We start from the raw sequence: 24227 nt of genomic DNA, 5'->3' as shown, positions 1-24227 counted from the left end.
TTCTCCTTTACTTACACTGGTTGCTGAGCGGTTAATGCCTGATACAAGGCGTCTGGAATGGGGATGGCTTGATGCGTTTCTAATGACGTCGTGACATAAGTTTGCGTCACTTGCATGCGCAGTACTCCATCAACACCGACACAGCGTTGATGTAACGTCAGAGACTTGCGACCAATACGCTGTACATGCAGCTCTAGCATCACGTTATCCCCCATTTTGCTAATGGCCTTGAACTCCGCTTCTAGGTGTACCGTCGGCAAACCAAAGCGCTGTTCCATGATGTAACCCGCAAAGCCTTGAGGGACTAATTCATCAACCCAACGTTCAAGTAAATTGTTAAACATCACGAAATACTGGGGGTAAAACACAATCCCTGCGGGGTCACACTCCGAAAAATGAATTTTATGTGGCTTAGTAAATGTCAGTAAACTCATGATGTTATCCTTAATTCATCGCTAAACGTTGACGGCATTTTTCCAATTCTTTCCCATGTTCATCGGCCAATGCGGCTTCACGTAGTTCACGTAAATTAATGGGGGTGAGTTTGTTCCCTTGCTGCGCAACGATGTCCATTAAGATTTTAAAATTACGCAACCCTCTCGCATGAGTGTCGCTATACCCCTTAACCACGCGTTGGCATTGGGTAATTTCGGTTGCAAGTGCAGGGTTAGCTTTCGCTGCTTCAATTACAGCCGCTAGCCACTTTTCGATACGCTGCGTTTCTAGTTGATAACGTAATGTCGAACGCCGACCTTTTCGCCATGTGGCTAATACATACAACTGTAAAAAACCAAATAAAGAACTGGTAGTGATCGTGCGCCCTTTTTCGGTCATTTTGCGAAGCGCTTTGTGTAACCAATGTGGACGCATTAACCAACGACCTAAATTTTTGGGAAGCGTTTCGCAAATCTCTTCAATTCTTGGATGCATGAATTCATTGATATCCAACAATTGGTTATCTTTTGCCTGTACTTCATTACGAACGCGAGCAAAACGGCTATCACGAATTTTAAGATCAGCCACTCGGATAGTGTCTTCATAGGACATCCAAAGGGCTAAGTGGCGCGCAAGCGCACGTTGCAAACGCTCATCTTGCCCACCTTTTTGGGCAAAGAGGTTATTGAGGCGTTCCAAATACAAAGTGGCATAAGCGGGGTCTTGGTAATCGATAAGTCGTCGAGTCCCTTCAATCACGAGATACTGCACATGAGGAGAGAATTCATGTTGGATACGAGCTAATAATTGCGATACCTGTTTATTTTTTGGTGAATATATGATGTTCTTTGTGGATTCCGGCTGATATGCATCTTCGGGTTTAGCTGCTTTTTCTGCTCCTAATGTAAAAGCTCGCAAACTTGGTTTTACGCCAACGCCCCCACGTACAATCGTTTCTTCAAATTGTGCGCGGCTAAATGGTAAAACACCGGAACCAAACAGCGCACCAAATAAAACAGCACTAATCACACTGCCACTTTCTTGTGCTGCTTGAGCCATATCAAAGTGAATAAACTGACGCGCAGATGCCGCAGTGTGGCGAATTAATGCTTGGCTATCGACTCGCCCATCGCCCATAGCGGATTTTTCCGCGATGGAGTAAACGCGGTGTGTTGAACTAATCAATGTTGTGCGCTCTGGGGTAACAAAACCGCGCTGTACTGCTCTGCCTGCTTCCATTAACTCAGAGGCCAAAACGACATCAACATCACCGGGCATCGGCATAAGCGCTAATACAGGAGAAGGCGTTTGTGGGTTGTCAGCACCTGGGAATAATTCCACATAATAAATTGTGGCCCCCGTGCGCTGTGCCACGCCAGGTACTGAAGTCGTTTGAGCAAAATAACCGTTTTCTTCACCTAGGTTGACAACCCAGTCGGCAAGTACTCCACCGCCTTCGCCGCCCATGGCTAAAATGGCAATTTTAATCGGCTGTAATGCGACTTTTGTTGATGGTAATGCAGTTGATAACGAATTCATGCATCCCCCTTAGAAACTAAATTGTTCACGACGACGTGCGTCACGACGCTGTAAATAGCCAATAAACCAACCGCGTACACGATGGCGCAATTTGTCCCAACCATTAGGGTTAGTAATAATTTGAGCCTTAAAAAAAGAAGGGCACAAAACAGCAGCGTGAGAGACTTCACCACATAGCCCACAGCCGACACAGCTATCCATCACTGTTGCAACCGGGTCTGTTCTTAATGGGTCTTGGCTGGGTTTAATTGATAAAGACGGGCAACCAGATAAGCGAATACAAGAGTGATCGCCCGTACAGGTGTCAGGGTCGACACCAAAACGCTCACGTACCACTCGTTTGCCTGCGGCAACATCACTACGCACTTTTTTCTTTTCGCGGCGTTGTTTGTTCAACATACATTCGCTTTGCGCAATCAGAACCTTGGGCCCTTGCTCATCGGTTGTTAAAGCTTCACGTAACGTATTTGTCATGGTTTTTAAGTCATAGGTGTGTTTAATGGTTTTCACCCAATTAACACCCACGCCTTTCACCGCTTTTTCAATTTCATGACCAGTACTACGGGTTGGATTCAACGCCGTCGAAGAGAGAATATCTTGCCCTCCTGTCGCAGAGGTATAGCTGTTATCAACCACAATAGTTAAGTTATCACTGCGGTTAAAAACACTATTGGCAATACCACTGGTTAAACCGTTATGCCAAAAACCACCATCTCCCATCACTGAAATCGCGCGTTTCCCAGCTTTTGCATTCAAAGCCGCAGCCCCTGCGCCTCCTAACCCATAACCCATAGTGGTATTCCCCAAATTAAAGGGCGGTAGAATAGAGAATAAATGACAGCCGATATCTGCACTGACATGGTGTTCACCTAATTCACGCTCCACCAACTTCATCGCAGTGAAAATAGGCCTTTCGGGGCAGCCTGTGCAAAACCCTGGTGGGCGCGCATGGACAGACTCGTCTAGCGTTGGCTCAGCTGCATTCACATATTCAGGAAAGGATCCTTCAGATTTTTGAGTGGCAATATTAATCGTTGGAATACGGATCTGTTTTGCAGCCGCCTTGACTTGTGGAGCTATCTTTCCATAGCATTCAAAAAACGAACGTAAACCCGCAAGCACTGTTGCAGTATTATATTCCCCCGCCATTGGCAGCATATCTTTGCCATGTAGGGCAATATCAATCTTGCGTTGACGTAAAATATTCGCCACATTTTGCTCAACAAAATTTGGCTGGCCTTCTTCCAAGACTAAAATGGCTTTTTTGTGGCGACAAAAACGTTCAAATTCATCATCAATCAATGGATAAGCCACATTCATCACATATAAAGGAATTTGGCTATTACCAAAAACATCCGCTAGCCCTAGCTGATTTAATGCGCGGATCAACGTGTTGTAACAACCGCCTTGTAGCGCAATTCCAACATCATCCGAGTCTTCTGCAAAAAATTCATTTAACTTATGTTGTTGAATAAATTTAATTGCAGCGGGCCAGCGAGCTTCAATTTTTTCTTTTTCATGTAAGAAACTAGCAGGGGGTAATACTATGCGACTGACGTCTCGAGTTGGGTTCTCGAGTGCATCTTTCACTGTAAATTTAGGGGGTTGATTATCTGCGCAAACAAATTGTCCGTGAACATGACAAGAACGAATACGCATTTGTAACATAACAGGTGTATTACTGGCTTCAGAGAGCTCAAAGCCGTCTTTCACCGCTTGAACAATGGACGGCAAGTTGGGCCGAGGGTCGAGTAACCACATCTGCGATTTCATTGCGAAAGCATGGCTGCGCTCCTGCATAATAGAAGAGCCTTCACCATAGTCTTCACCAACAATAATTAAAGCCCCACCTAACACGCCACCAGAAGCTAAGTTAGCTAAGGCATCAGATGCGACATTCGTTCCCACGGTTGCTTTAAACGTCACAGCGCCACGTAGTGGATAATTAACTGAGGCAGCCAAAGTTGCCGCTGCAGTTGCTTCACTTGCGCTATTTTCAAAACGAATACCATATTCGGATAAAATATCTTGTGCATCAGCAAGGACATCCATCAAATGGGAGATAGGAGCACCTTGATATCCCGCAACGTAAGATACACCAGACTCTAACAGCGCTTTTGTGACAGCAAGGATCCCTTCACCGCTGAAGGTTTCACCTTGCCCTTGCCGTAATTTTTGAACTTCTTGTACAAACGATCGCTCAGCCATTTTAACCTCACCAATCAACATCAGAACGTTTTTATCTTTTTTGTGTTTCTTATTTGTATATCTTTTGTTAACGCAAGGTCAATCCATGATTAATCATGGAAATTAGATTTATGCAGAGAGTGGATAAGGCTTGCAGATTGGGGACAAAACGAATTGAAACAGCTAGAAGGTAATCTCTTTCACAAAAATAGAGAAGAAAAGTTACCCATAGAAAATAAGTGAAAAACATTCAAAATTATAAAATAGTAAGGGCTATACCCTACAAAAATAAAGGTTTCAGTTATTAAAACCTACATAAGCAAATTAAATAAATTATTGATTCAAAATATAGGCGGGTGACTAGGCAAATAGAAGCAACAATATGATAAATCATGAATATTTTACTATTCAAAAAATAAAATAACTTTATTTTTTATATTGTTATCAATGTCACAATAACCATACAGTTTCTATTTTTTTGCATTATTTGGATAGTTTCTGCACACTTTTAGCTAGGTAACAAAAGTTGTTTATGTTATGTTCACCTCACATTAGGTTACACAATAATTAACAAAATGTTAAAAAACAAAGAGGGTTCTTAGATTATTTAGGCATCCCCTTACCTCTAACATAATCAGTCACTAAATTCTTTTCTACATATAATAACTATTTGAATTCATTGAGAAAACATATAATAAGCAATAAAGTCAGGCCAATACATGATCTTCTATGAAATAGGGCTGGCAAATAATTTTGGAGGTATCTCCGATGTTGAGCAACTCGTGGTCCCATTCAGCTGCACCTCAGATTGAAAATCAGCTTTGTTCTTCAGAGCGTTTACTATTTACATCGGCCGATCCTGAAGAGATAAAATCAATGGTTGGCCGAGTGATGAAACCACATCAGTTTAACTTACTCAATCCACACCAACGTCTCGATGCTCGGATGCACTATATTCCTATGGGGGATATTTCTCTAAGCCGTTTACGATACGGTGCTGATGTCTCTATTGCTCCGGGGCAATTACAAGATTTCTTTCTAGTTCAAATGCCGCTTTCAGGTAGCGCAATCATAGAAAGTGGTGGAAAATGCATAGAATCCACCCCACAAATGGCTTCATTACTCAGCCCTGAAGAGCCAACTACGATGCGTTGGAATAGCGATAATGATCAGTTGATGTTACGCATCTCTCGATCATTATTAGAGAGATCTTTAGTTGGCCAGCTTGGTCATACTTTAGATAAACCATTGGTTTTTGAACTTGGATTTGCATGGCAATCTTGTATTGCGTGGCGAACATTGATGAATTACCTCATTGAATGTGCTACTCGAACCCCAGATCTTTTACAGCATAAATTGATCGCCACACAAGTAGAGCAACTGGTCTCGGTGACACTTCTTTCTACTCAAGGTCATAATTATACTGAAAATCCCAGTTTGAGGAGAGCTACTATCCGACCTCGCCATGTTCGACGAGTTCAAGAGTATTTAGAAGCTCACGCACATGAACCTATCACTGTAGAGCAGTTAGCCCTTATTGCTGGTGTCAGCTTGCGTAGTTTATATGCAGGATTTAAAGAGTTTTTAGATATTAGCCCAATGCAATATTTACGTGATTTACGGATGGAGCGAGTCCGTGCTGAGTTACTTTCAGGAGAAGCTACCAGTGTCACTGGCGTTGCACTACGTTGGGGCTTTACACATATGGGGCGTTTTAGTGCTGAATATAAACAACGTTATGGTGAAACGCCGAGTAAAAGCATGAAAAAAGCCTAATTAGGTATAACAGTCATTTAACAACATAAAATTATTAATATCAAAAATACCATATATTATTTTCTATTTATAATATTAGTTTAAAAAACATCCCCCCCTTTCTAATTTATAGATTAAGGGGGGGATCTAAATGAAGGCCAAAAATGAAAAAAGACAACGTATATTCTTTATTTACTGGTATTATTACCTATATGAAATAGTCGTAATTGCAGAATTCATTGATATCTTAGATAAATTAATATCAGAGATTTTAACTGAATCAATCTTAGTTTCATTTTCATTTAATGAAGAAATTTGATAATAATGTTTTTTATTATTATCCCTCTCATTACAAGTTAATACTATATGGCTAACTGTTTTTTTATAATTACAAGGTTCTTCAAAGACATACCCACCGAAATAAACCTTCCCTCCACTACTTTCCATGCTGCATGTAAAAAAAGAAAACAAAAAAGAGAATAACATAACGATAACTTTCATTGTAACCCACTCTATTCATTGAATTAATTTTAAAAATTAGTTTGTAAAGGCCGTATACAATCACATATAAAATTAAAAAAATAAAATTCAATGGTTTGAAAAAAACATTGCTGTGAAATTAAATTAACCAACAACCAAAAACGTATTTAAAAACTAAGTAATAATACGCTTTAAAATAGATTATATTTGACCTTAGTTAAGGCGAGTGGAATGATACTAAGTTAAATTTTCATGTCAACACACTTTTTAATAAATAATTACACTCTGTCGATTTAATTTATTTTTCAGAAGTAAAAAACACATTTATATTCAAATTACTAGACAAAAAAACATGCCTAAAAATAATTAAAAAAAATGGTTCTCTAATAAAAAGCTAGAGAACCACTCTCATTTAATTAATATAGATATATTTACTATAGATATATTTACTAATCGTAAGAAATATTAAAAATCATCTTAGCTTGTATTTTCCCTGGTGTTATTTCTTTTTTATATTGATAATATTTAGCTATGTAATTAAGATTTATTGCTTTTTCTTGAAGTATTCCCACGCTTCCTACCAAATATTTTTTATCCCATTCCAATGGTTTATCTTCTTTAGTCAGAACCTGTACCCCGACCCCATCCGCAGCTTGAAGCTCTGTTGAACTATTTTCAAGTACACCTTGAGTTTTATTTGTATCTGGTGCAAGTTCCCCATTAAATGACATATAAATATTAGATGTATTGGACGCATTAACACCGCCACTACATAACATAGTAATCGCAAATGGTGTTAAACCTGCGGTTGATCCTAAACCTGTAAACTCACTTTTTTTCACTGATTTCATTATTACATTTTGGTTTACGCCAGAGGTTATTTTGCAGGAAGGAGAAACAATCGTGATAGCATCGGCATTCAAACGTGTAATCAATGCAGGAGATATCGAATCAGGTAAATAACCATAGCGGGTGTACTCTCCTTGATGGATTGACCCCGAGCCAGTGACATCTGCAATTTTAATCACTTGAATAGTAAACGTAGATCCCGCTAGTACAACATTTTTTGTACCTTCTCCAGGCACGGTATAATGGCCGGGATAAGTGATTTTTATCTTCCCGCCATCAGCATCACGAATAAACCGTAAGCCAATTCCAGGAACATTCGTTTCGATAATATTATCCCCAGACATAGGCTTACTTGCGACAACTTTCGCATCTAATACCGTACCGCCGCTACATTCGGCCCATACAGCTGTTGCCATATCCATATTCCATGTTCGCTCCCGAATTATAGTACCAACGGGTAATTCAGGGCTCACGACCACTCGACCTAACTCCATGTTAATATCTACGGGAGGCACTGAGGTACGAACACAGTCAGCCATCACAGGAGAGCTAATGCAAAAAATAGCAGAAAAATAATATAAATAAACTATTCGCATACTATGTTCCTATTCAATTCAATTTGTTTGTTAAGCAAGAATGAACACTCCCCCTCATGCCAAACAACCGTTGCCTTACCTTCATATTCATCATTAACAAATATATTACTACCTTGCCCAACACTGCCTATCGATGCACCCGAGTCCCCTTTGATTTCAGCACCAAATGGAAGTGGTTGATTGTTAATGCGTTTAACTTCAAATACTTTGCTCTTTTCAACTTTCGTACCAAAGCTGACTTTAACGATACTCCCTTCATAAGGAACTACGTTTTTAAGTGTATTTTGAAAAACAATATCTTCTGAGCTTCCTTTAGGATCGAGTTCAATAGTATTGACGCGATATGGGCGCATATAAGATGCGAGTGCATAGCCTTGACTATCGATATGAGTCCCCGGAGATCCTACAATTGAAGCTCCCTGAGCATCTTTCGCTTCTATCAAAGCCATCGTTTGGGATGTATTTGGCGAAAAAGTTACGCCATCAGCATGAAGCACCATTGAACCATTAGCCCCTAGGGCATACTGACGATAACGTTTTCCATGGCTATAACTTGCATTTAAAGAAGAGTAAGGGGTTCGATAAGCAGTATTTAATGCAATGTTATTATTACTATTATTTGAGAAAGAAGAGTTTATACCATAAACCCAATTGTTATCTTCATCGAGAGAGCCATTAATACCTAGTTGGGTTGCATCGAATGATGAGTTATTGAAGATAGTATTTGATGTCAATGAGATATGTTGGTTATCACCAAAATATAATGGATAACTAAGGTTAATACTTATCCTGTCGTCTTTACTGTTTTTATAATTGTCGGAATAAAGCCGTATAAAAGAAATGGAGTAAGATAGCTTATCAAAATGATTATAATAGTTAAATTGGTATTGTTTTTCAGTGTTCCTATCATCCCAATAATCAACTATCCGCCCGGTAAAATAAAAACCGCCATAGCTTTCGGGAAGTTCTTGGTTAATTGTGTAATTGAGACTTTTCTTTTCATGCCGTAGTTGGCTAGTTGTTTGGCGCTTTTCATTATCAATAAGGTAAAGTGATTCATTCAGATCATAGTAAGACTCATTTGAGCGAATATTACCGCTAACAATAAAATTGGTTTTTGTATCTGAAAATAATTTATTTAGTGTTAATTGATGCTTAAAACCATTTTCTCGATGGTTTTGTGTTTTCACTCTTGCACTCGTAATGTCGTAAGCCAAAGCCCCGACTTGTGTATTAATAGCAGTACCCAGCATGTATGCTTGATAATCATCATACGCATTAACACCCGTATAGAATGTGAAATAATTATTGTAGCCATGCTGTAATGTCCCTTGAATAATATAGGGGCGATGGCGATAACTATTTTGATCTAACTTACCTGTTGCAACTTGGTAGCGGGTAAACTTAGGTCTTAAGAGTTGGGGTAATGAGGAATACGGAACAAAGAAAGAGCTTTCACTTCCATCCGCTTCTTTGATAGTCACTTCAAGGTCATTACCATAGCCTGACGGTGTCACATCTTGTAAATTAAATGGCCCGGGAGGAACAGTAGTTTGATAGATAACGGTGTTATTTTGTCGAACGGTGACTAGTGCATTACTTTGGGCTATTCCACGTATTTCCGGTGTATAATTTGTAACACCATCAAGGTACATACTGTCATCCGTTGCTATTTTCACCCCCCGTAAACTCACACTATCAAATAAGTTACCTTCGGTATAAAATTGCCCTACCGTCATGGTTGATTTCATAGAAACTAATGGCGCTTGGAGATAAGTTTGATTGCTATCCCATCGAAAACTGTCACCTTCCTGCCACGCGGCATTACCGATGTGTTTTAATTGCCAACCGTTATATGAAAAACCCGAATTAATGCCAAGATACATCGTGGAATAGCGTTCAATGGATGAGTCTGAAAGGTTATTACTATAAAAGTTAGCTTGATATGCTGTATTTAATGCAGGAATTCCTTTATCCCAGAATTCAGGCGGCACATAGCCAGCTTGCGACTGTATAATATAGAGTTGAGGTAGCGTTAAATCTAACCTGAGGCTGGTCGGGTCTAACGTTTCCTTAATATTTCTATCGTTGTTCCATTCCTTCAGAAAACCACACGACTGTTCGCTACGACTAAGTGTTGGGTTCAATGCGGCAGTGTTAATTGACAAGCTCATTAGCAAAGTATTTGAATAACATGCTGCGATATTTTGCTTACCTCTTTTGCTTAATTGAATTTCATGTCGACCTTTCCAATAGCCATTAACATAGAAATCAATCGAGTAAACCCCTTCCCTTAATTCATTTTCATTAAAATGGGTAAGATCGATACTTTCCTGGCTGCCTACAATAAAACCACTATTGAACTCATATATTTCATCTGAACTTTGCTCTTCAGCATGAGCCTCACTGGTTACAACCAATATAGGTATAATCGACAATGTGAAAAAAATAGTTTTATTTTTTTTAAATCGCATATTCATCCTTGCATCCGATCATTTCACTTTTATTTTTGCTGGAACCTCTGCACCATAATCATTGATATTATTGATTATTATATTATCTCCTGGATTTACGACTCCATTAATCTTGATAGTTTGAGATTCTCCCGGTGCTAACATAAATGCTTCGGTATTAAGTGTTGTCTTTTCGTCATTGATAGCAGTGATTGTAATAAAAAAGGGAGTGGGGTTTTTAACTTGGATATTTTGTTTACCTGCAAAAATCTGTAACTGTTCAGGAGCTAACTCTCTACTACCCAAATTTTTCGGACGATACATAAATTTAAAGCGAGAGCGGATTGCTAGTTGCAGCATATTTTGCTCAGCGTTTTTTTCTGATTTTGTAATTGGTGGAATATCCAATAAATTCAGCCAATATAAAGTCTCCTTATCTGTCGACAATAATGTTCTATCAACCAATTTTATTCGAATTGTTTGCCCGCCACTTGCAGAGATTTTTGATATTGGCGGTGTTATTTGAAAAGGAGTTTTAATTGTTTCAGGAAGGGCCTTTGGGTCACCTTCATCAAGCCAAACTTGAGCAACCGCAGGTCTATTTGCTGTATTATTTAGCTGGACCGTAATTTCTTTGTCATTTTCAGCGTAAATAAACCGAGTACCATTAACAATAATATTATTGGCAAAAGAAAAGTGACAAACAAATAACAAAAAAACATTTAATAAACTCAGTACTTTCATTTTCACCTCTTTTAAAGGCGGTAGTAAAACTACCGCTTGTTATAACAAAAATGCAAAAATTACTTATACGTTATTTCATAAGTTGCATAGCTATTAACTAAACCCGTTGTCACAATCGCAGGGTTTGGTGCCGAATAACCAATAAAATAAGTAAATCGAGCACCATCTTTAATCGATGTTAAGTCTGTAACAACTTTTGCTTGATTTGGATCACCAGGGATAATTTTAGTGCTGGATAAAGAAGAATCACCTTTTGTTGCTAACACAAGCTGGATATTTTTAGCTCCTGTTGACTCTGTATTTGCTAAATACCCTTCAGCTCCTGTAGGCGGATTCTGTAATATATTACCGCCATTCCAATATACACCAATTCGTTTCATATCTAATTTAACATCAACGTCTGCACGTGTTGATGTTGCTGTTTGAGTACAGTTTGTTACATCAATAACAAATGATTTCGGTTTTAAATATGTCAAAGCTGCGGCTGCTTTCACTTCTTTAATTGAAACTGGCGCTAAATATACGCTAGCGTTACTTCCTTGACCATCGACTGAAATAGTACAAGAAATATCAGTGACTTTACCAAAGAAATTCACCTGACCACCACCAACAGTATCTGTTGCGGCAAATGAATTTAATGAAAAACAACTTGTTGTAATCATCGCAGCTAATAATAGTTTTTTCATGATATGTTCCTCTAATTAAAGAGCAGTATTTACATTAGATTTTAATTAAACAAACTGAAGCAGGGTGTTTAATTATTAATAAATGTTAGCAAATGTTTCTTTATTAATACTTTGAAAACTAATACTAGATATTACTTCATGATAAAAAACCAGATTTAAAATAACCAGCGTCTGGATGACATTAATCATAATACATAAAATTACATCAAATAAAATGTTTTATTTGATATTTAATATTTATTTAATAGAATTTAAAAAATAACCAGAATAAACATAAAGATAAAAACTTAATTATTTAAGAAAATTAAATAGCGGAGAAAAACCCAGACAATAAATACACTAAAAACGGGTATAAGTTTAATATATCATTTAAGTTTTTATACATATAAAACACGTATATATACTTTATATTTAAAATAAGAATAAAGGGGATTTAAAATGCGTAGAATTACTATAAATTTAAGTATTAATAAGCATAACGCCGTATAATATTAAAACTATAAGGCGTTATAGAAAAAAGGAATGTCTATAATTAGTTAGAATGGAATTGATGCTTTCAAATAAATTTGTGAACCTTCAGGCCGGTTTCTAACTTCAAAATCTTTTTCCCATTTTGCAGTAAATAACCACCCCTGAGGGTTTGCATAACGAATCGAAGGCCCTACTGAGTATGCGCGAGCTTTGCCTTGAGCTGAATTCGGGCCGCTATCATCGGTCATTTGCAAAAATGCATAGCCACCAATACCTGCCACCCAACCATTTCCAACCCCCCACCCTAGTGCATAATCAGCGTGAAATGCTTGCCCTGAGCGGGTTTTCGTATCGTTATTACGGAAGTTAAAGTCATACATCATTTTCAAATCTGCATTTACACCAACAGGCGGTATATAACTGATTGCCCAAACCGGTTGCAGCGCCCAATAATTTTTACCTAAACTTGATGGGTCTGTCTTGCTGTATTTACCTGTTGGGGCATACGCATCTAGCCCAACCACATAGTGTAAATCCGCCGATGGATGAAACCCTAATGCAGGGCCAAATGTGACATCGCCGAGACCCCGACTGGTCTCTTTTTGGCCTGCTGCTTTTGCGGTTACATCTAGCAACGGCACAATGGTATGGAAAGCCAGATCACCACCGAAAACTTTTTGATCAGTCACCCAAATAAAACGCGGTGCCAATACGTTAACATTCACACTAAAACCTGGAACCGGTATTTTATCCCCTTTATTATCACGAACGCTGTCATAATGTGCATTTCCCCCATACATCAGTACATGTACCCCTTGCGGTGGCAGTGCCCCTGACATAAAGTTTTCTAGCCCATCGGGATATACCCCTAAACCGCCACCTTCAGTGGCAATCGCACCAAACGAAAGTACGCTGAGACACGAACCTGCTACAAGCTTACTGATTGTTATTTTTTTCATCATATTTCCTGCCATAGTGGGTTGTCTTACTGTGTGTGCTTTACCTGTTATGTCGCAAATCCTTTGTCGATTTATTATGTCCTGCGTTTGACTGCTAATTTTTGGGCAACAAGGTAACCTGAACCGCCACCCAAACCGGGGCCGGGGTGCGTTGAAGCGCCAATATGAAAAAGGTTTTTGACTGCAGTTTGATGTGTTTTTGTCTGGCCAGTCGCTGCGAAAGGCCGCAACCAGAAGAACTGATCGGGGGAGCACGTCCCTGAATAAGGATCGCCACCAACAAGGTTACAGTTGTAGTTTTCTAAGTCAGCGGGAGAGATTGCCTTACGTCCCACTATCAAATGAGAAAAGCCAGGCATTACCAGCTCTAAACGCTGTTGAATTCGATCGGCAACAGCCTCTCGCACTTGCTCATTCCAGCGTCCATCATCGGGTATTGAAATTTCACCAGCAGAATCCCCTTTTAAAACTCGAGGTAACTCTTGCATCTGGATCCATAAGATCCACCCACCATCGGGGGCTCGACTGGGATCAAGTGCGGTAGGTTGGCCAATACCAAATGTCGGTTTATCGGGTAAATAACCATTATTTGCCTGTGTCACCGACAAACACACCTGCTCCATGCTTTCAGTGAAATGCACCAGTGGTACATTTAACAGCTCAGGATTGCACCAAGGGGGAGGGGCGCTTAAAGCAAAATGAATTTGCATACCTGCACGCCCATAACGGTAACCTCTCGCTTTTTCCCTCACTTGTGGCGAAATATTTTCGAGTAATGAACCATACAACTGTGTTGGGGTAACGTTACAAACCACGCTTTCAGAGGCTGCAATGACTTGCCCATTCACCTTCACACCTGTTGCCCGTTGGTTTTTCCCCTCACCTGTGGTGATGATTTTTTCAACGTGCATACCCGTTTTTAACTGACCGCCGTGCGCTTCAATAACCTTTGCAAACGCTTCCACGATACGAGCGCTACCGCCTTTCACCACAGGCATGCCACCAGCGACCACCGCGGCAAAAGTCAATTTGCCAATTAATGCAGAACTGGCTTCATCCGGCCCAAGTCCGGTATGTAATACCCATGGCGCCATCAAAGCTCGGCTAAAATCGTGCTGTAATTCACGTTCTGACCAACGGCGAAAGCTTTCTATTCCGGCTTTTGCAAAATCAAGCAAGCCATCGACCCCACGTTTTCGCCATTCTGAAAATAATAATTTCAGCATATTGGCGCTGTATGGGTTTTGCCCTAATAAGCCAAATGTGAGCGCTACATCTTGTGTAAATAGCTGTTCCGCCATCTTACGAAATGCAAGGCCATCCCCCGGAGCCAACTGGTCGAGCTGCTTGGCCGCTTCAGAAATATCGCGTTTTAGCGCTATTGATTGGCCATCCGGTTGCACTAGACCCGTTGAATAATCACATTGTGCAAATTCTAATCCATACTGCTTTAAATAGGGTTCGAGCTCTTGGTATCCAGGGCTACCAACAAATAAGGAGTACCAACAAGAAAGGAGATCGTGGGTATAGCCCTCAAATAAATTTTCAGTGCGAATGCAGCCCCCTAAGCGATCATTTCGCTCAAGAACGAGGACTGATTTCCCACGTACTGCCAACAAGGCAGCACACATCAAGGAGTTCATCCCACTGCCCACCACAATGACCTGAGGGGTTGAGTTTGTTGTCATACCTCACCCCACAAGTGCGAGTACACGTAATGGGCTGCCTGAGCCACCTTCAATTTTAAGTGGCGCAGCAACAATCACGACACCAGTCGCAGGCAGTTTGTCGAGGTTCGTCAAACATTGCAGGCCATATTTATTGTGACCATGCATTAAAGTATGGCAAGGGTAAGGTACTGGCCAACTATATGACTGCCCTGCATCTGTATTTATAGTTTCAACACCAAACCCTTTAACATCACGCTGGTGAATAAGCCATTCTACCGCTTCTTGAGATGGCCCCGGCGTGTGCGCACCATCTTCACGCATACTGACATAGGCAACTGGGTCATTCGCCTTTTTCGACCAATCAGTTCTAAAAAGTACCCAAGCGGCTTTAGGAATTGTGCCGTGCTTTTCTTCCCACTTTTGCAGAAACTCGACAGTTAATACCCAGTCAGGGTTTTGAGCCACTTCCGCACTGGCATCGACCACAACAGCTGGCGCTACAAAGTTTTCCACTGGAATGGTGTCCACCGTATTATTGATTTGGTCTTTACCGCTAATCCAATGAATTGGCGCATCAAAATGCGTCCCAGTATGTTCTCCGCAACTAAAATTATTCCAATACCATGCAGGGCCGTTATCATCGTAGCGAGAAATCTGTTCCATGCTAAATGACCAGACTTGCCCGAACTGTTCAGGCAATTGCAGAGCTGGAAATGAAGGCGATAACGTTTGTGTCAGGTCAATAACTTGAATGTTCCCTTCCTGCAATTGTGTTGCGAATGTCATTAATACTTGCTGGTTCATAGTCTCTTCCTCACTTAAGGCGCGTCATGTAATGCAGTAAAACTACCGCCATGGAACACTAGTGGCTTACCCGTTTCACTGCCGATACGGCGAACATGCCCCACCATCAATAAGTGGTCGCCAATCGTGTCTTGTTTATGGTTTTCACATACCAATGTCGCTATCGCTCCGTGCAATGCGGGAATACCTTCTGGTGTAAGGTGAGTCGCCACATCTTCAAATTTATTTTCGATACGCGGGTTCGCAAAACGCATTGCAAGTTCTTGGTGCCCGTGACCTAAGATATTGATAGTGAAATGAGAGCAATCACGAAATACGGATAAGTTTGGTGAATGGTTAACTAAGCTCCATAGCACTAGCGGTGGGTCAAGTGATAGCGATGCAAACGAGTTGATAGTCAACCCAACATCACGGCCATCTGCAGTTCGAGTGGTAACAATCGCAACCCCTGTTGGATAGCACCCCAGCAGATTACGCAATATTTTTGATTCAAATTCGGTATCGCCCCATTCCCTATCACACATGAGTGTATCCTCTGCAATCATAGACATACTGATATCCCCCATTAAGCTCGAGCTTCTTCCATCATTTGCGATTGAATATAGGCCTCACAGGCAGCCCCATCTTTCCACCAAGGGAATAATACGGGCGGGTAATTAAAGGCATTGGCGATGGTGTGTGCTAAGGATGGCAACTGCTGGGCTGCATCTAATAAGTGTAAAATATGGGGCTCAGGAGGGGCGAGTAAGGAATTGGTCCATTCCACAACATGGCGGCCATACTTCCAGAACTGCTCAAATGTGTCATTCATCCACTCGGCAGTGTAAGGCTTGTCACCATGGGCTAAAATAGCGTCATAATAGACTTTACAAGCCTTGGTGGCATTATTTGAACCTTGCCCCGTTAGTGGGTCATTAGTTACTAATGCGTCTCCTAGACCAAACACAATGTTGCCTGATGGTAGAGTTAACACCGGTTTTCTCACTGTTGGTGCAAATCTTCCGGCTAAAATGCCATTATCATCAGTTAACTCAACATGATGACAACGCTCTGCTTCCCAAGGTAAATAGGTATTGAGAATTTTTTTACTGTAAGCCAAGTGTTCCTGTGGAGTACGTGCGTCATTCCACTGATCCATCGGCCCACCGGGGATCCCTTCAAACACCATAATGTGGCAATCACCGCTATTCGTCAGTGATGGGAATACAAAATACTCACCAACACCGGGGATCAAGTTGAAAGAAACTTGTGAGAACTCTGGCGTTGGTAACATGCCATGCACATAAGTCAATGCCAAGGCGCGTTGTGGTTTGTCATAAGGTGAGCGGCTAGCATCGCGCTCAAGCAGTTTAACAATTTCCCCTTTTCCACCCGCTAACACGACTAAATCATGCGTTTGCGCTAAGTGTTCCAGTTCTGCGACACCAACATCTTCAATACGTAAATTACCGCCACGAGCAGCAAATAACTCCATCCAGTAAGGCATTTTGATACGTTGGTCGACCGCTTGGGCATAATTATCGAGGCGCGAACGCCAAGAAATCACTTTTTCCCCTGCTTTTTCGGGATGAGGAACGGTAAAACCAATGCCTTCAACTGGAGGGCACTGTTCTTCCCAAAAATTAATCCCTAAATCACGTTCAAATTGCAGTGAAATATCGAACATGCACTGGCTCGACATCACTCGGCCATTTTTAACATCATCTGGAGTGCGGTTTGTTGCAACCGTGACTTCATAACCTTTATTGAGTAGGCCTAAAGCTAATGGCATACCCGCTTGACCACCACCGACGATAGCAATACGACGCATAGTATTTTCCTCTACAAAATAGTTAAAGTGGTGTCTTACTGTGCAAGACGGGGAATTGCGGGTTTAGCCTGTTCAGGCCCCATAGCGGAATAACCGCCATCGACAGCGTAATCTGCACCTGTAACAAAACTGGCCAAATCAGATAGCAGGAACGCGACAACTTGAGCGACTTCTTCCGGGTCACCGACGCGTTTTAATAAGTGGTAATCAGCGGCAACACGGTCTGTTTTTTGACGGTCACCCCCCGTGATTTCATCCATAACTCGGGACCAAGTCCACCCCGGAGAAACGGAATTCACACGAATTCCTTCAGCCGCATAATCCATTGCTTGGCTGCGAGTTACCTCCAACATAGTGGCTTTAGAGGCGGGATAGAGCCAGCGGCCTGTTTGGGCGACAGAAGAAGAAATACTGGTAAAATTGACGATGGCGCCTTTGCCTGATTTTGCGAAATGCACTTTGGCAAACTGCGCTGCCATCACCGCACTCACCACATTGATATTCAACGCAGTAAGCCAATCCTGCCTTGTAGATAACTGGCCTTCATCAAGATAAGTGGCTGCCAGATTAACTAAAAAATCGAGTTGGCCATATTTTTGCGCAACACGATCAATGCCTTGTTTAAGTTGTTGGTCGTCAGTGATATCGACAGGAAGAAAATCAATATTGGGCTCACTTTGAGCTACCTTTTCACCATTCAAGGTATCAATATCAAAAATCGTGACTTTAACGCCGTAGTCACTTAATACCTTCGCAACGGTTGCACCAATTTTGGTCGCTCCCCCAGTCACAATGGCAATCTTATTATTCAAGCCTTTCATCTTTGCTACCCTCTTTTCTTCTCACTTAGTTACAATGAGTTCACAAAAAATTAACATAACGAATAGTTACGCAAATATGTTGGAAAGGGGTAGCCGATGGACGCAAAAAATATCCACTATGTGCGGTAATTTAAATAGCAAGGTGATGATATAAATCGTTAAATAGCCACTTTCAGCAGTGGCTATCCAAATAATGAAAAGTATGATTAATCGCAGAAATTAATAAAGTAACTCATGGACGCTCTAAAATACGGGCACCGGGTCCTCTCCTACCAAGTACATCATCAGGGTTACGCAACGGGCAGTCACTGAGTGATAAGCAACCACAACCAATACAGTTATCCAATTCATTACGTAAACGAGTCAATTGCCGAATACGCTTATCTAAAGACTTACGCCACTGTGTCGACATCTCCTTCCATTGCTCTGAAGTTAGTGCGCTATTTGCAGGGAAACGCCCTAATGCCTCTTGAATTTCATGTAATGGGATCCCCGTACTTTGTGCAACTTTAATAATGGCGATATAACGAAGGACAACAGAATGAAATCGTCGCTGATTCCCTTGAGTGCGAGTACTTTGAATTAGCCCCTTTGATTCATAAAAATGGACTGTGGAGACAGGCACTCCAGCGCGTTTTGCCACCTCACCCACCGTTAATGCCCGCGTAAAATCAATTTTTCTCCCCTCATTTTTCTGAGGTTTTATCGTTTTTGTGTCTTTGTCCGCCATTTTAGCTCACCTTTGCTTGACCTCAACTTAACTTAAGGTTTTATAGTGCGACCCTGCTAGTTTGTCAATTGAGGTTATTTTTTAAAGGGGATAGGTTTATGCCATCGGTGATTACCAAAATGTTAGAAAGCAATAGCTTATGGCTTATTGCTCGCTTACTAATCTTGGTTTTATTTATTTCATCTGGTTTAGCCAAAGTTTTTGATTATGAAAATAGTCTGGCTGAAATGCGTGCTGCAGGTCTTCACCCAGATTGGTTTTTCAATATTGCTTCTGCTGCTGTCATGTTAGTTGGCTCCGTTCTTGTGCTATTTAATCGTCTTTTATGGCTTGGTACTGGGGCATTAGCCGTGTTTTTGTTCCTCACTATTGTGGTTGTCCACACCTTTTGGAGCTACACGGGAGAACAAGCTCAAATCGCGATGTTTTGGGCTGTTGAACATATCGCCGTTATTGGGGGCTTAATCGCTATCGCCATTGCAGGGCATTTTAGAGGTCTTTATTTCGCGCTAAAAGCGCAGAAATAGAAGGAAAATTTAATGAATAAAAAAACAATAATGACACTTTGTTCCGTTTTAGTTGCTGTTGGGGCGGGTAGCGCGATTTATTCGACCTATGCCCAAAATGAAGAAGACGAACAAGCAGCCTACCAGTATCCACCCGTAAAAGTGGCGTTGGCACCTGTTAGCTTAGATACCGCACCTCGCACTTTTTACGGTGTGGGTGAATTAGAAGCTGGCAGCCAAGTCTTAGTCGCGGCGGAAACCAATGGCCGTATTACAAAAATTGCATTTGAATCTGGCCAGCAAGTCAAAAAAGGCCAATTATTAGTACAACTCAATGATGCTGTTGAACAAGCTGATTTATCACGCTACCAAGCACAGTTGCGTAATGCGGCTCGCTTATACGAAAGAACCCGTTCATTATCTGCGCAACATTTAGTAGCAGAGGCTCAAGTAGATAGCACGCGTGCTGAACGTGATATTGCCCAAGGCCTGATCCGCCAAACCCAAGCATTGATTGCGCAAAAAACAATCCGCGCCCCGTTCGATGGGACAATTGGTATTCGCCAAGTTCATGAAGGACAATATTTAAACCCCGGTGAAGCCATTGCCAGCTTGGTGGATACCCAAACCTTAAAGCTCAATTTTTCTTTAGATGAACAGGCCTCACCGGAACTGCATCAAGGACAAATTGTTGATATTACGGTGGATGCTTATCCCAATAAAACATTCCCAGCCCGTATTACGGCCATTGACCCACTCATCGGTAAGTCACGCACTATCGCCCTGCAAGCCACTCTAGAAAATAGTGATGGCACATTAAAAGCCGGGATGTACGCCAATGTGAATGTGGTTCGCCAAGCCAGTAATGAAGTCATTACGATCCCAGAAACCGCTGTTACATATACCGCCTATGGCGATACCGTGTTTATTACACAAGGTGAAGGGGATGCGATGACCGTCAAGCGCGTATCTGTGAAAACAGGGCAACGTTGGGATGGCAAAATTGAGATAGAGCATGGCTTGAGTGCTAACGATAAAGTCGTCACCTCTGGGCAATTACGCTTAAATGACGGCTCTGCTGTCACCCCAGTTGCTCAAGATACATTGTCTGAACCTATCGCTAACATGGCTCAAGGTTCATAAGGAAGGCGCAATGAAATTTACTGATATTTTTGTTCGCCGACCTGTTCTGGCCCTCGTAGTCAGTGCGCTGATTGTGTTAATTGGTTTATTTGCGTTGAGTAAGTTGCCTATTCGCCAATATCCACAGCTAGAAAGCTCGACGATCACCATTGCTACGCAATACCCTGGCGCATCGGCTAAATTGATGCAAGGTTTTGTGACGCAACCCATCGCACAAGCGGTTTCCTCAGTGGAAGGCGTCGATTATCTGTCCTCATCTTCAGTACAAGGAAGCAGCCTTGTCACGGTACGAATGGAACTTAACCGAGACTCAACCCAAGCCCTTGCGCAAGTCATGGCGAAGGTGAACCAAGTTCGTTATAAATTACCGAAAGAAGCTTATGACCCTGTGATTGAGCTTTCCTCTGGAGAATCCACAGCGGTTGCTTATATCGGTTTTTCCAGTACCAATTTATCCATTCCAGCCCTGACAGACTATATTTCTCGCGTTATTGAACCAATGTATTCCTCAATTGACGGTGTCGCTAAAGTTCAAGTCTTTGGTGGCCAACAGTTAGCAATGCGTTTATGGCTGGATGCTGATAAATTAGCCGGCCGGGGGCTAACTGCGGCAGATGTTGCGCAAGCGGTTCGCCAAAACAACTACCAAGCGGCTCCCGGTAAAGTCAAAGGCGAGTTCGTAATTTCTAATGTTTATGTCAATACCGACCTCACTAATGTCGATGAGTTTCGTGATTTAGTGATCCGCAATGACGGTAACGGGTTAGTACGTTTAAAAGATGTGGGAACCATTGAATTAGGAGCCGCTTCTACAGAAACCAGCGGTTTAATGAATGGTGAACCCGCAATTTACCTTGGTTTATTTGCCACACCAACCGGTAACCCACTGGTAATCGTTGACGGCATGAATCAATTAATGCCAGACATCACCAAAACATTACCTCCCGGTGTTAAAGTCGAAATGGCATTTGAAACTTCGCGCTTTATTAAAGCGTCTATTGACCAAGTTATTAACACCTTAGTTGAAGCGTTACTGATTGTTATTGCCGTTATTTACCTGTGTTTAGGGTCAATTCGCAGCGTGATCATCCCAATTTTAGCTATTCCCCTATCAATGTTAGGTGCCGCAGCCTTGATGATGGCATTTGGGTTTAGTATTAACTTACTCACGTTACTCGCCATGGTATTAGCGATTGGTCTCGTCGTCGATGATGCTATCGTGGTGGTTGAAAACGTCCATCGCCATATTGAAGAAGGGAAATCACCGGTTTTAGCGGCTTTAATTGGCGCTCGTGAAGTGGCAGGTCCCGTTATCGCTATGACGATCACCTTGGCAGCGGTATATGCCCCAATAGGGCTAATGTCTGGGTTAACGGGTGCTTTATTTAAAGAATTTGCGCTCACGTTGGCTGGTGCGGTGATTGTTTCCGGTATTGTAGCGTTAACCCTCTCCCCTGTTATGAGTTCCTTCATGTTGAACTCAAAACAGAATGAAGGACGTATGGCGCGTATGGCAGAAACTTTCTTTTCTACCTTAGCCCACTACTATACCATTGTATTGAATTTCTCTTTGAAAAACCGTTGGTTAACAGGTGTTATTGCCATTGGTGTATTCATTAGTTTACCACTGCTTTATCAATCTGCTCCTCGTGAATTAGCCCCTGTAGAAGACCAATCTAGCGTATTAACCGCTATCAAATCGCCTCAGCACGCTAACCTCGAGTACGTAGAACGTTTTTCACGTAAATTACATGATGTTTTCATGGAGTTACCGGAAACGGAGAGTACTTGGATTATTAACGGAACCGATGGCCCTTCCGCCAGCTTTGGGGGAACTAACTTGACATCATGGGAGCAACGCGACCGCGTCGCGTCTGAGATCCAAGGCGACTTACAAGGGCGTGTTGGTGATGTCGAAGGGAACAGCATTTTCGTTTTCCAATTGCCCGCATTACCCGGTTCAACCGGTGGCTTACCAATCCAAATGGTTCTCAGAAGCCCGCAGGACTATTCCGTACTCTACAAAACCATGGAAGAGATCAAGCAACAAGCACGTGAAAGTGGCCTGTTTATGGTGGTAGATAGTGATCTTGACTACAACAACCCAGTAGTAGAAATCCGCATCAACCGTTCAAAAGCGAATAGCTTAGGCATTCGTATGCAAGATGTCGGTGAATCGCTGACCTTATTAGTGGGAGAAAACTATATTAACCGCTTTGGGATGGATGGCCGTTCCTATGATGTGATCCCGCAAAGTATCCGTAGCCAACGCCTGACACCGGAAGCCCTTTCTCGCCATTATGTAAAATCGGAAGCGGGAACGATGATCCCACTCTCAACCGTGGTCGATATCAACACCCAAGTGGAGCCAAATAAACTCACACAATTTAATCAGCAAAATGCTGCAATTTTCCAAGCAATACCAGCTCCTGGCGTCACGTTAGGCCAAGCTGTTGCCTACTTAGACGAGATAGCCAATGAGCTACCCGCCGGTTTTAGCCATGACTGGCAATCCGATTCGCGCCAATATAAACAAGAAGGAAACACCCTCGCCTTTGCCTTTATGGCGGCGCTCATCATTATTTACTTAGTCTTAGCCGCACAGTATGAAAGTTTAGTCGACCCATTGATTATCTTGATTACTGTTCCACTTTCAATTTGTGGTGCGTTAATTCCATTGGCACTTGGCTATGCGACATTGAATATTTACACCCAAATCGGCTTAGTCACATTGATTGGCTTAATCAGTAAACATGGGATATTGATGGTTGAATTTGCCAATGAATTACAAACCAATGAAGGATTAGACAGGCGACATGCCATTCTCAAAGCGGCACAAATTCGTTTACGCCCAATATTAATGACAACCGCAGCAATGGTGATAGGTTTAGTTCCACTACTCTTCGCCACTGGAGCGGGAGCGAATAGCCGCTTTGGTTTAGGCTTAGTAATAGTCACCGGAATGTTAGTTGGCACACTATTTACCCTGTTTGTTTTACCGACCATTTATACCTTACTCGCCCGTAATCACAGTGCAACCGCGCTAACACCAAGGCGCTATGAGCTTGCCGAAGCGAATCGCCTAATCAAAGAAACTGAGGAGACGTCCCAATGAGAAATACGTTAACTAGCCGTCATCAACGTAACAACCGTACAATCGACGAAGTGGAAGTGAATGCGATGAGCAATAGCATGGCGATGCTATTAATTTATCATGGTCTCCCCGCGGGTCTGGGAAAACCCCATTCCACCTCAAACTCGAACACCTTAAATAAGCCTACGCGCTAAATGTAAATAGCCGCCAAACCTAAATGGAATGGCGGCTATTATCAAACAACATCCCAACCTACTATCGCTATTGGCCTTCATAAAAGGCTAAAACAAGATTACCTTCCCGAATAATAATTGGGTTGCCGGGTAATGCGTCCAACAATTCACGTTGGGAATTTTCTACGACAACCGCCACATCTTTATAATGATAATTTTTTAAGGGTATACGGATTTAATGGTTGATGGGGCACCTTTACCCCACCAACCTGATACCATTATCAGATGGTTGATAGATCGACCCCGTAGTTGAGTTCCTCTG

General features: G+C 41.9%; 20 protein-coding genes. 5 read left to right on the top strand and 15 right to left on the bottom strand.

The window, feature by feature from the left end; all coding sequences use genetic code 11:
* Window positions 1–11: 11 nt before the first annotated feature.
* Genes G6Q48_RS14670 through G6Q48_RS14660 form a run of 3 tightly spaced genes read right to left on the bottom strand, consistent with a single transcriptional unit; the run spans window position 12 to window position 4182 of the window.
* Window positions 12–434 (bottom strand): acyl-CoA thioesterase, encoded by a 423-nt coding sequence (locus G6Q48_RS14670; protein ID WP_102139150.1) that lies wholly within the window; start codon window positions 432–434, stop codon window positions 12–14.
* 10 nt (window positions 435–444) lie between these two features.
* A complete protein-coding gene (locus G6Q48_RS14665; RefSeq protein ID WP_102139151.1) occupies window positions 445–1974 on the bottom strand; it encodes an indolepyruvate oxidoreductase subunit beta family protein in 1530 nt (509 codons plus the stop codon).
* A 9-nt stretch (window positions 1975–1983) separates the two neighbouring features.
* Window positions 1984–4182 (bottom strand): thiamine pyrophosphate-dependent enzyme, encoded by a 2199-nt coding sequence (locus tag G6Q48_RS14660; RefSeq protein ID WP_166267243.1) that lies wholly within the window; start codon window positions 4180–4182, stop codon window positions 1984–1986.
* Between the two features lie 747 nt (window positions 4183–4929).
* Between G6Q48_RS14660 and G6Q48_RS14655 the strand changes: the two genes are divergently transcribed.
* The gene (locus tag G6Q48_RS14655) at window positions 4930–5937 is read left to right on the top strand and encodes an AraC family transcriptional regulator (protein WP_166267241.1); all 1008 of its coding nucleotides are present in this window, start codon (window positions 4930–4932) and stop codon (window positions 5935–5937) included.
* Between the two features lie 183 nt (window positions 5938–6120).
* Here the strand turns inward: G6Q48_RS14655 and G6Q48_RS14650 are convergent, their stop codons facing one another.
* The 12 genes from G6Q48_RS14650 to soxR form a co-directional block, all read right to left on the bottom strand.
* The gene (locus G6Q48_RS14650; RefSeq protein ID WP_166267239.1) at window positions 6121–6417 is read right to left on the bottom strand and encodes a hypothetical protein; all 297 of its coding nucleotides are present in this window, start codon (window positions 6415–6417) and stop codon (window positions 6121–6123) included.
* A gap of 428 nt (window positions 6418–6845) precedes the next feature.
* Window positions 6846–7841, bottom strand: a complete 996-nt coding sequence (locus G6Q48_RS14645; RefSeq protein ID WP_166267237.1) for a fimbrial protein — start codon at window positions 7839–7841, stop codon at window positions 6846–6848.
* Entirely contained in the window at window positions 7832–10315 is a 2484-nt protein-coding gene (locus G6Q48_RS14640) for a fimbria/pilus outer membrane usher protein (protein ID WP_166267235.1), read from the bottom strand. Before G6Q48_RS14640 ends, G6Q48_RS14645 begins: the two co-directional genes overlap by 10 nt.
* Window positions 10316–10333: 18 nt before the next feature.
* Complete coding sequence (locus tag G6Q48_RS22815; RefSeq protein ID WP_166267233.1) at window positions 10334–11038, bottom strand: fimbrial biogenesis chaperone; 705 nt, start codon at window positions 11036–11038, stop codon at window positions 10334–10336.
* 59 nt (window positions 11039–11097) lie between these two features.
* Window positions 11098–11724, bottom strand: a complete 627-nt coding sequence (locus tag G6Q48_RS14630) for a fimbrial protein (protein ID WP_102139157.1) — start codon at window positions 11722–11724, stop codon at window positions 11098–11100.
* 536 nt (window positions 11725–12260) lie between these two features.
* Entirely contained in the window at window positions 12261–13157 is an 897-nt protein-coding gene (locus G6Q48_RS14625; protein WP_166267231.1) for a transporter, read from the bottom strand.
* 71 nt (window positions 13158–13228) lie between these two features.
* On the bottom strand, window positions 13229–14842 hold the full coding sequence (locus tag G6Q48_RS14620; protein ID WP_166267229.1) for an FAD-dependent oxidoreductase: 1614 nt from the start codon (window positions 14840–14842) through the stop codon (window positions 13229–13231).
* 3 nt (window positions 14843–14845) lie between these two features.
* Window positions 14846–15628: a cyclase family protein gene (locus G6Q48_RS22810; protein ID WP_102139160.1), complete on the bottom strand. Its 783-nt coding sequence runs from the start codon at window positions 15626–15628 to the stop codon at window positions 14846–14848.
* 14 nt (window positions 15629–15642) lie between these two features.
* On the bottom strand, window positions 15643–16179 hold the full coding sequence (locus G6Q48_RS14610; RefSeq protein WP_242685819.1) for a flavin reductase family protein: 537 nt from the start codon (window positions 16177–16179) through the stop codon (window positions 15643–15645).
* Between the two features lie 14 nt (window positions 16180–16193).
* Window positions 16194–17438, bottom strand: coding sequence for a styrene monooxygenase/indole monooxygenase family protein (locus G6Q48_RS14605; RefSeq protein ID WP_166267227.1), 1245 nt, complete (start codon window positions 17436–17438; stop codon window positions 16194–16196).
* A gap of 35 nt (window positions 17439–17473) precedes the next feature.
* The gene (locus G6Q48_RS14600; RefSeq protein ID WP_102139162.1) at window positions 17474–18259 is read right to left on the bottom strand and encodes an SDR family oxidoreductase; all 786 of its coding nucleotides are present in this window, start codon (window positions 18257–18259) and stop codon (window positions 17474–17476) included.
* Window positions 18260–18491: 232 nt separating this feature from the next.
* Window positions 18492–18989: a redox-sensitive transcriptional activator SoxR gene (gene soxR, locus G6Q48_RS14595; protein ID WP_102139163.1), complete on the bottom strand. Its 498-nt coding sequence runs from the start codon at window positions 18987–18989 to the stop codon at window positions 18492–18494.
* 98 nt (window positions 18990–19087) lie between these two features.
* Here soxR and G6Q48_RS14590 point away from each other — a divergent pair, with 98 nt between their 5' ends.
* The 4 genes from G6Q48_RS14590 to G6Q48_RS14575 are packed head-to-tail and all read left to right on the top strand — an operon-like array spanning window position 19088 to window position 23926.
* Window positions 19088–19516 (top strand): DoxX family protein, encoded by a 429-nt coding sequence (locus G6Q48_RS14590; RefSeq protein WP_102139164.1) that lies wholly within the window; start codon window positions 19088–19090, stop codon window positions 19514–19516.
* Between the two features lie 12 nt (window positions 19517–19528).
* Entirely contained in the window at window positions 19529–20638 is a 1110-nt protein-coding gene (locus tag G6Q48_RS14585) for an efflux RND transporter periplasmic adaptor subunit (RefSeq protein ID WP_102139165.1), read from the top strand.
* A gap of 10 nt (window positions 20639–20648) precedes the next feature.
* Window positions 20649–23753, top strand: a complete 3105-nt coding sequence (locus tag G6Q48_RS14580; RefSeq protein WP_102139166.1) for a MexW/MexI family multidrug efflux RND transporter permease subunit — start codon at window positions 20649–20651, stop codon at window positions 23751–23753.
* Window positions 23750–23926 (top strand): hypothetical protein, encoded by a 177-nt coding sequence (locus G6Q48_RS14575; protein ID WP_166267225.1) that lies wholly within the window; start codon window positions 23750–23752, stop codon window positions 23924–23926. The genes G6Q48_RS14580 and G6Q48_RS14575 overlap by 4 nt, the downstream gene beginning before the upstream one ends.
* The last annotated feature ends 301 nt before the right edge of the window (window positions 23927–24227 follow it).

This window comes from Providencia sp. M-27 (assembly GCF_011077905.1).
Taxonomy (GTDB): domain Bacteria; phylum Pseudomonadota; class Gammaproteobacteria; order Enterobacterales; family Enterobacteriaceae; genus Providencia; species Providencia huaxiensis.
The sequence above is the reverse complement of the archived record's forward strand: the minus strand, read 5'-3'. Positions and strand labels throughout refer to the sequence as shown.

Bases quoted from the DNA above. Each gene is read 5' to 3' on its own strand.
- G6Q48_RS14670 (WP_102139150.1), bottom strand. From the start codon at position 434: ATGAGTTTACTGACATTTACTAAGCCACATAAAATTCATTTTTCGGAG.
- G6Q48_RS14665 (WP_102139151.1), bottom strand. From the start codon at position 1,974: ATGAATTCGTTATCAACTGCATTACCATCAACAAAAGTCGCATTACAG.
- G6Q48_RS14660 (WP_166267243.1), bottom strand. From the start codon at position 4,182: ATGGCTGAGCGATCGTTTGTACAAGAAGTTCAAAAATTACGGCAAGGG.
- G6Q48_RS14655 (WP_166267241.1), top strand. From the start codon at position 4,930: ATGTTGAGCAACTCGTGGTCCCATTCAGCTGCACCTCAGATTGAAAAT.
- G6Q48_RS14650 (WP_166267239.1), bottom strand. From the start codon at position 6,417: ATGAAAGTTATCGTTATGTTATTCTCTTTTTTGTTTTCTTTTTTTACA.
- G6Q48_RS14645 (WP_166267237.1), bottom strand. From the start codon at position 7,841: ATGCGAATAGTTTATTTATATTATTTTTCTGCTATTTTTTGCATTAGC.
- G6Q48_RS14640 (WP_166267235.1), bottom strand. From the start codon at position 10,315: ATGCGATTTAAAAAAAATAAAACTATTTTTTTCACATTGTCGATTATA.
- G6Q48_RS22815 (WP_166267233.1), bottom strand. From the start codon at position 11,038: ATGAAAGTACTGAGTTTATTAAATGTTTTTTTGTTATTTGTTTGTCAC.
- G6Q48_RS14630 (WP_102139157.1), bottom strand. From the start codon at position 11,724: ATGAAAAAACTATTATTAGCTGCGATGATTACAACAAGTTGTTTTTCA.
- G6Q48_RS14625 (WP_166267231.1), bottom strand. From the start codon at position 13,157: ATGATGAAAAAAATAACAATCAGTAAGCTTGTAGCAGGTTCGTGTCTC.
- G6Q48_RS14620 (WP_166267229.1), bottom strand. From the start codon at position 14,842: ATGACAACAAACTCAACCCCTCAGGTCATTGTGGTGGGCAGTGGGATG.
- G6Q48_RS22810 (WP_102139160.1), bottom strand. From the start codon at position 15,628: ATGAACCAGCAAGTATTAATGACATTCGCAACACAATTGCAGGAAGGG.
- G6Q48_RS14610 (WP_242685819.1), bottom strand. From the start codon at position 16,179: ATGTCTATGATTGCAGAGGATACACTCATGTGTGATAGGGAATGGGGC.
- G6Q48_RS14605 (WP_166267227.1), bottom strand. From the start codon at position 17,438: ATGCGTCGTATTGCTATCGTCGGTGGTGGTCAAGCGGGTATGCCATTA.
- G6Q48_RS14600 (WP_102139162.1), bottom strand. From the start codon at position 18,259: ATGAAAGGCTTGAATAATAAGATTGCCATTGTGACTGGGGGAGCGACC.
- soxR (WP_102139163.1), bottom strand. From the start codon at position 18,989: ATGGCGGACAAAGACACAAAAACGATAAAACCTCAGAAAAATGAGGGG.
- G6Q48_RS14590 (WP_102139164.1), top strand. From the start codon at position 19,088: ATGCCATCGGTGATTACCAAAATGTTAGAAAGCAATAGCTTATGGCTT.
- G6Q48_RS14585 (WP_102139165.1), top strand. From the start codon at position 19,529: ATGAATAAAAAAACAATAATGACACTTTGTTCCGTTTTAGTTGCTGTT.
- G6Q48_RS14580 (WP_102139166.1), top strand. From the start codon at position 20,649: ATGAAATTTACTGATATTTTTGTTCGCCGACCTGTTCTGGCCCTCGTA.
- G6Q48_RS14575 (WP_166267225.1), top strand. From the start codon at position 23,750: ATGAGAAATACGTTAACTAGCCGTCATCAACGTAACAACCGTACAATC.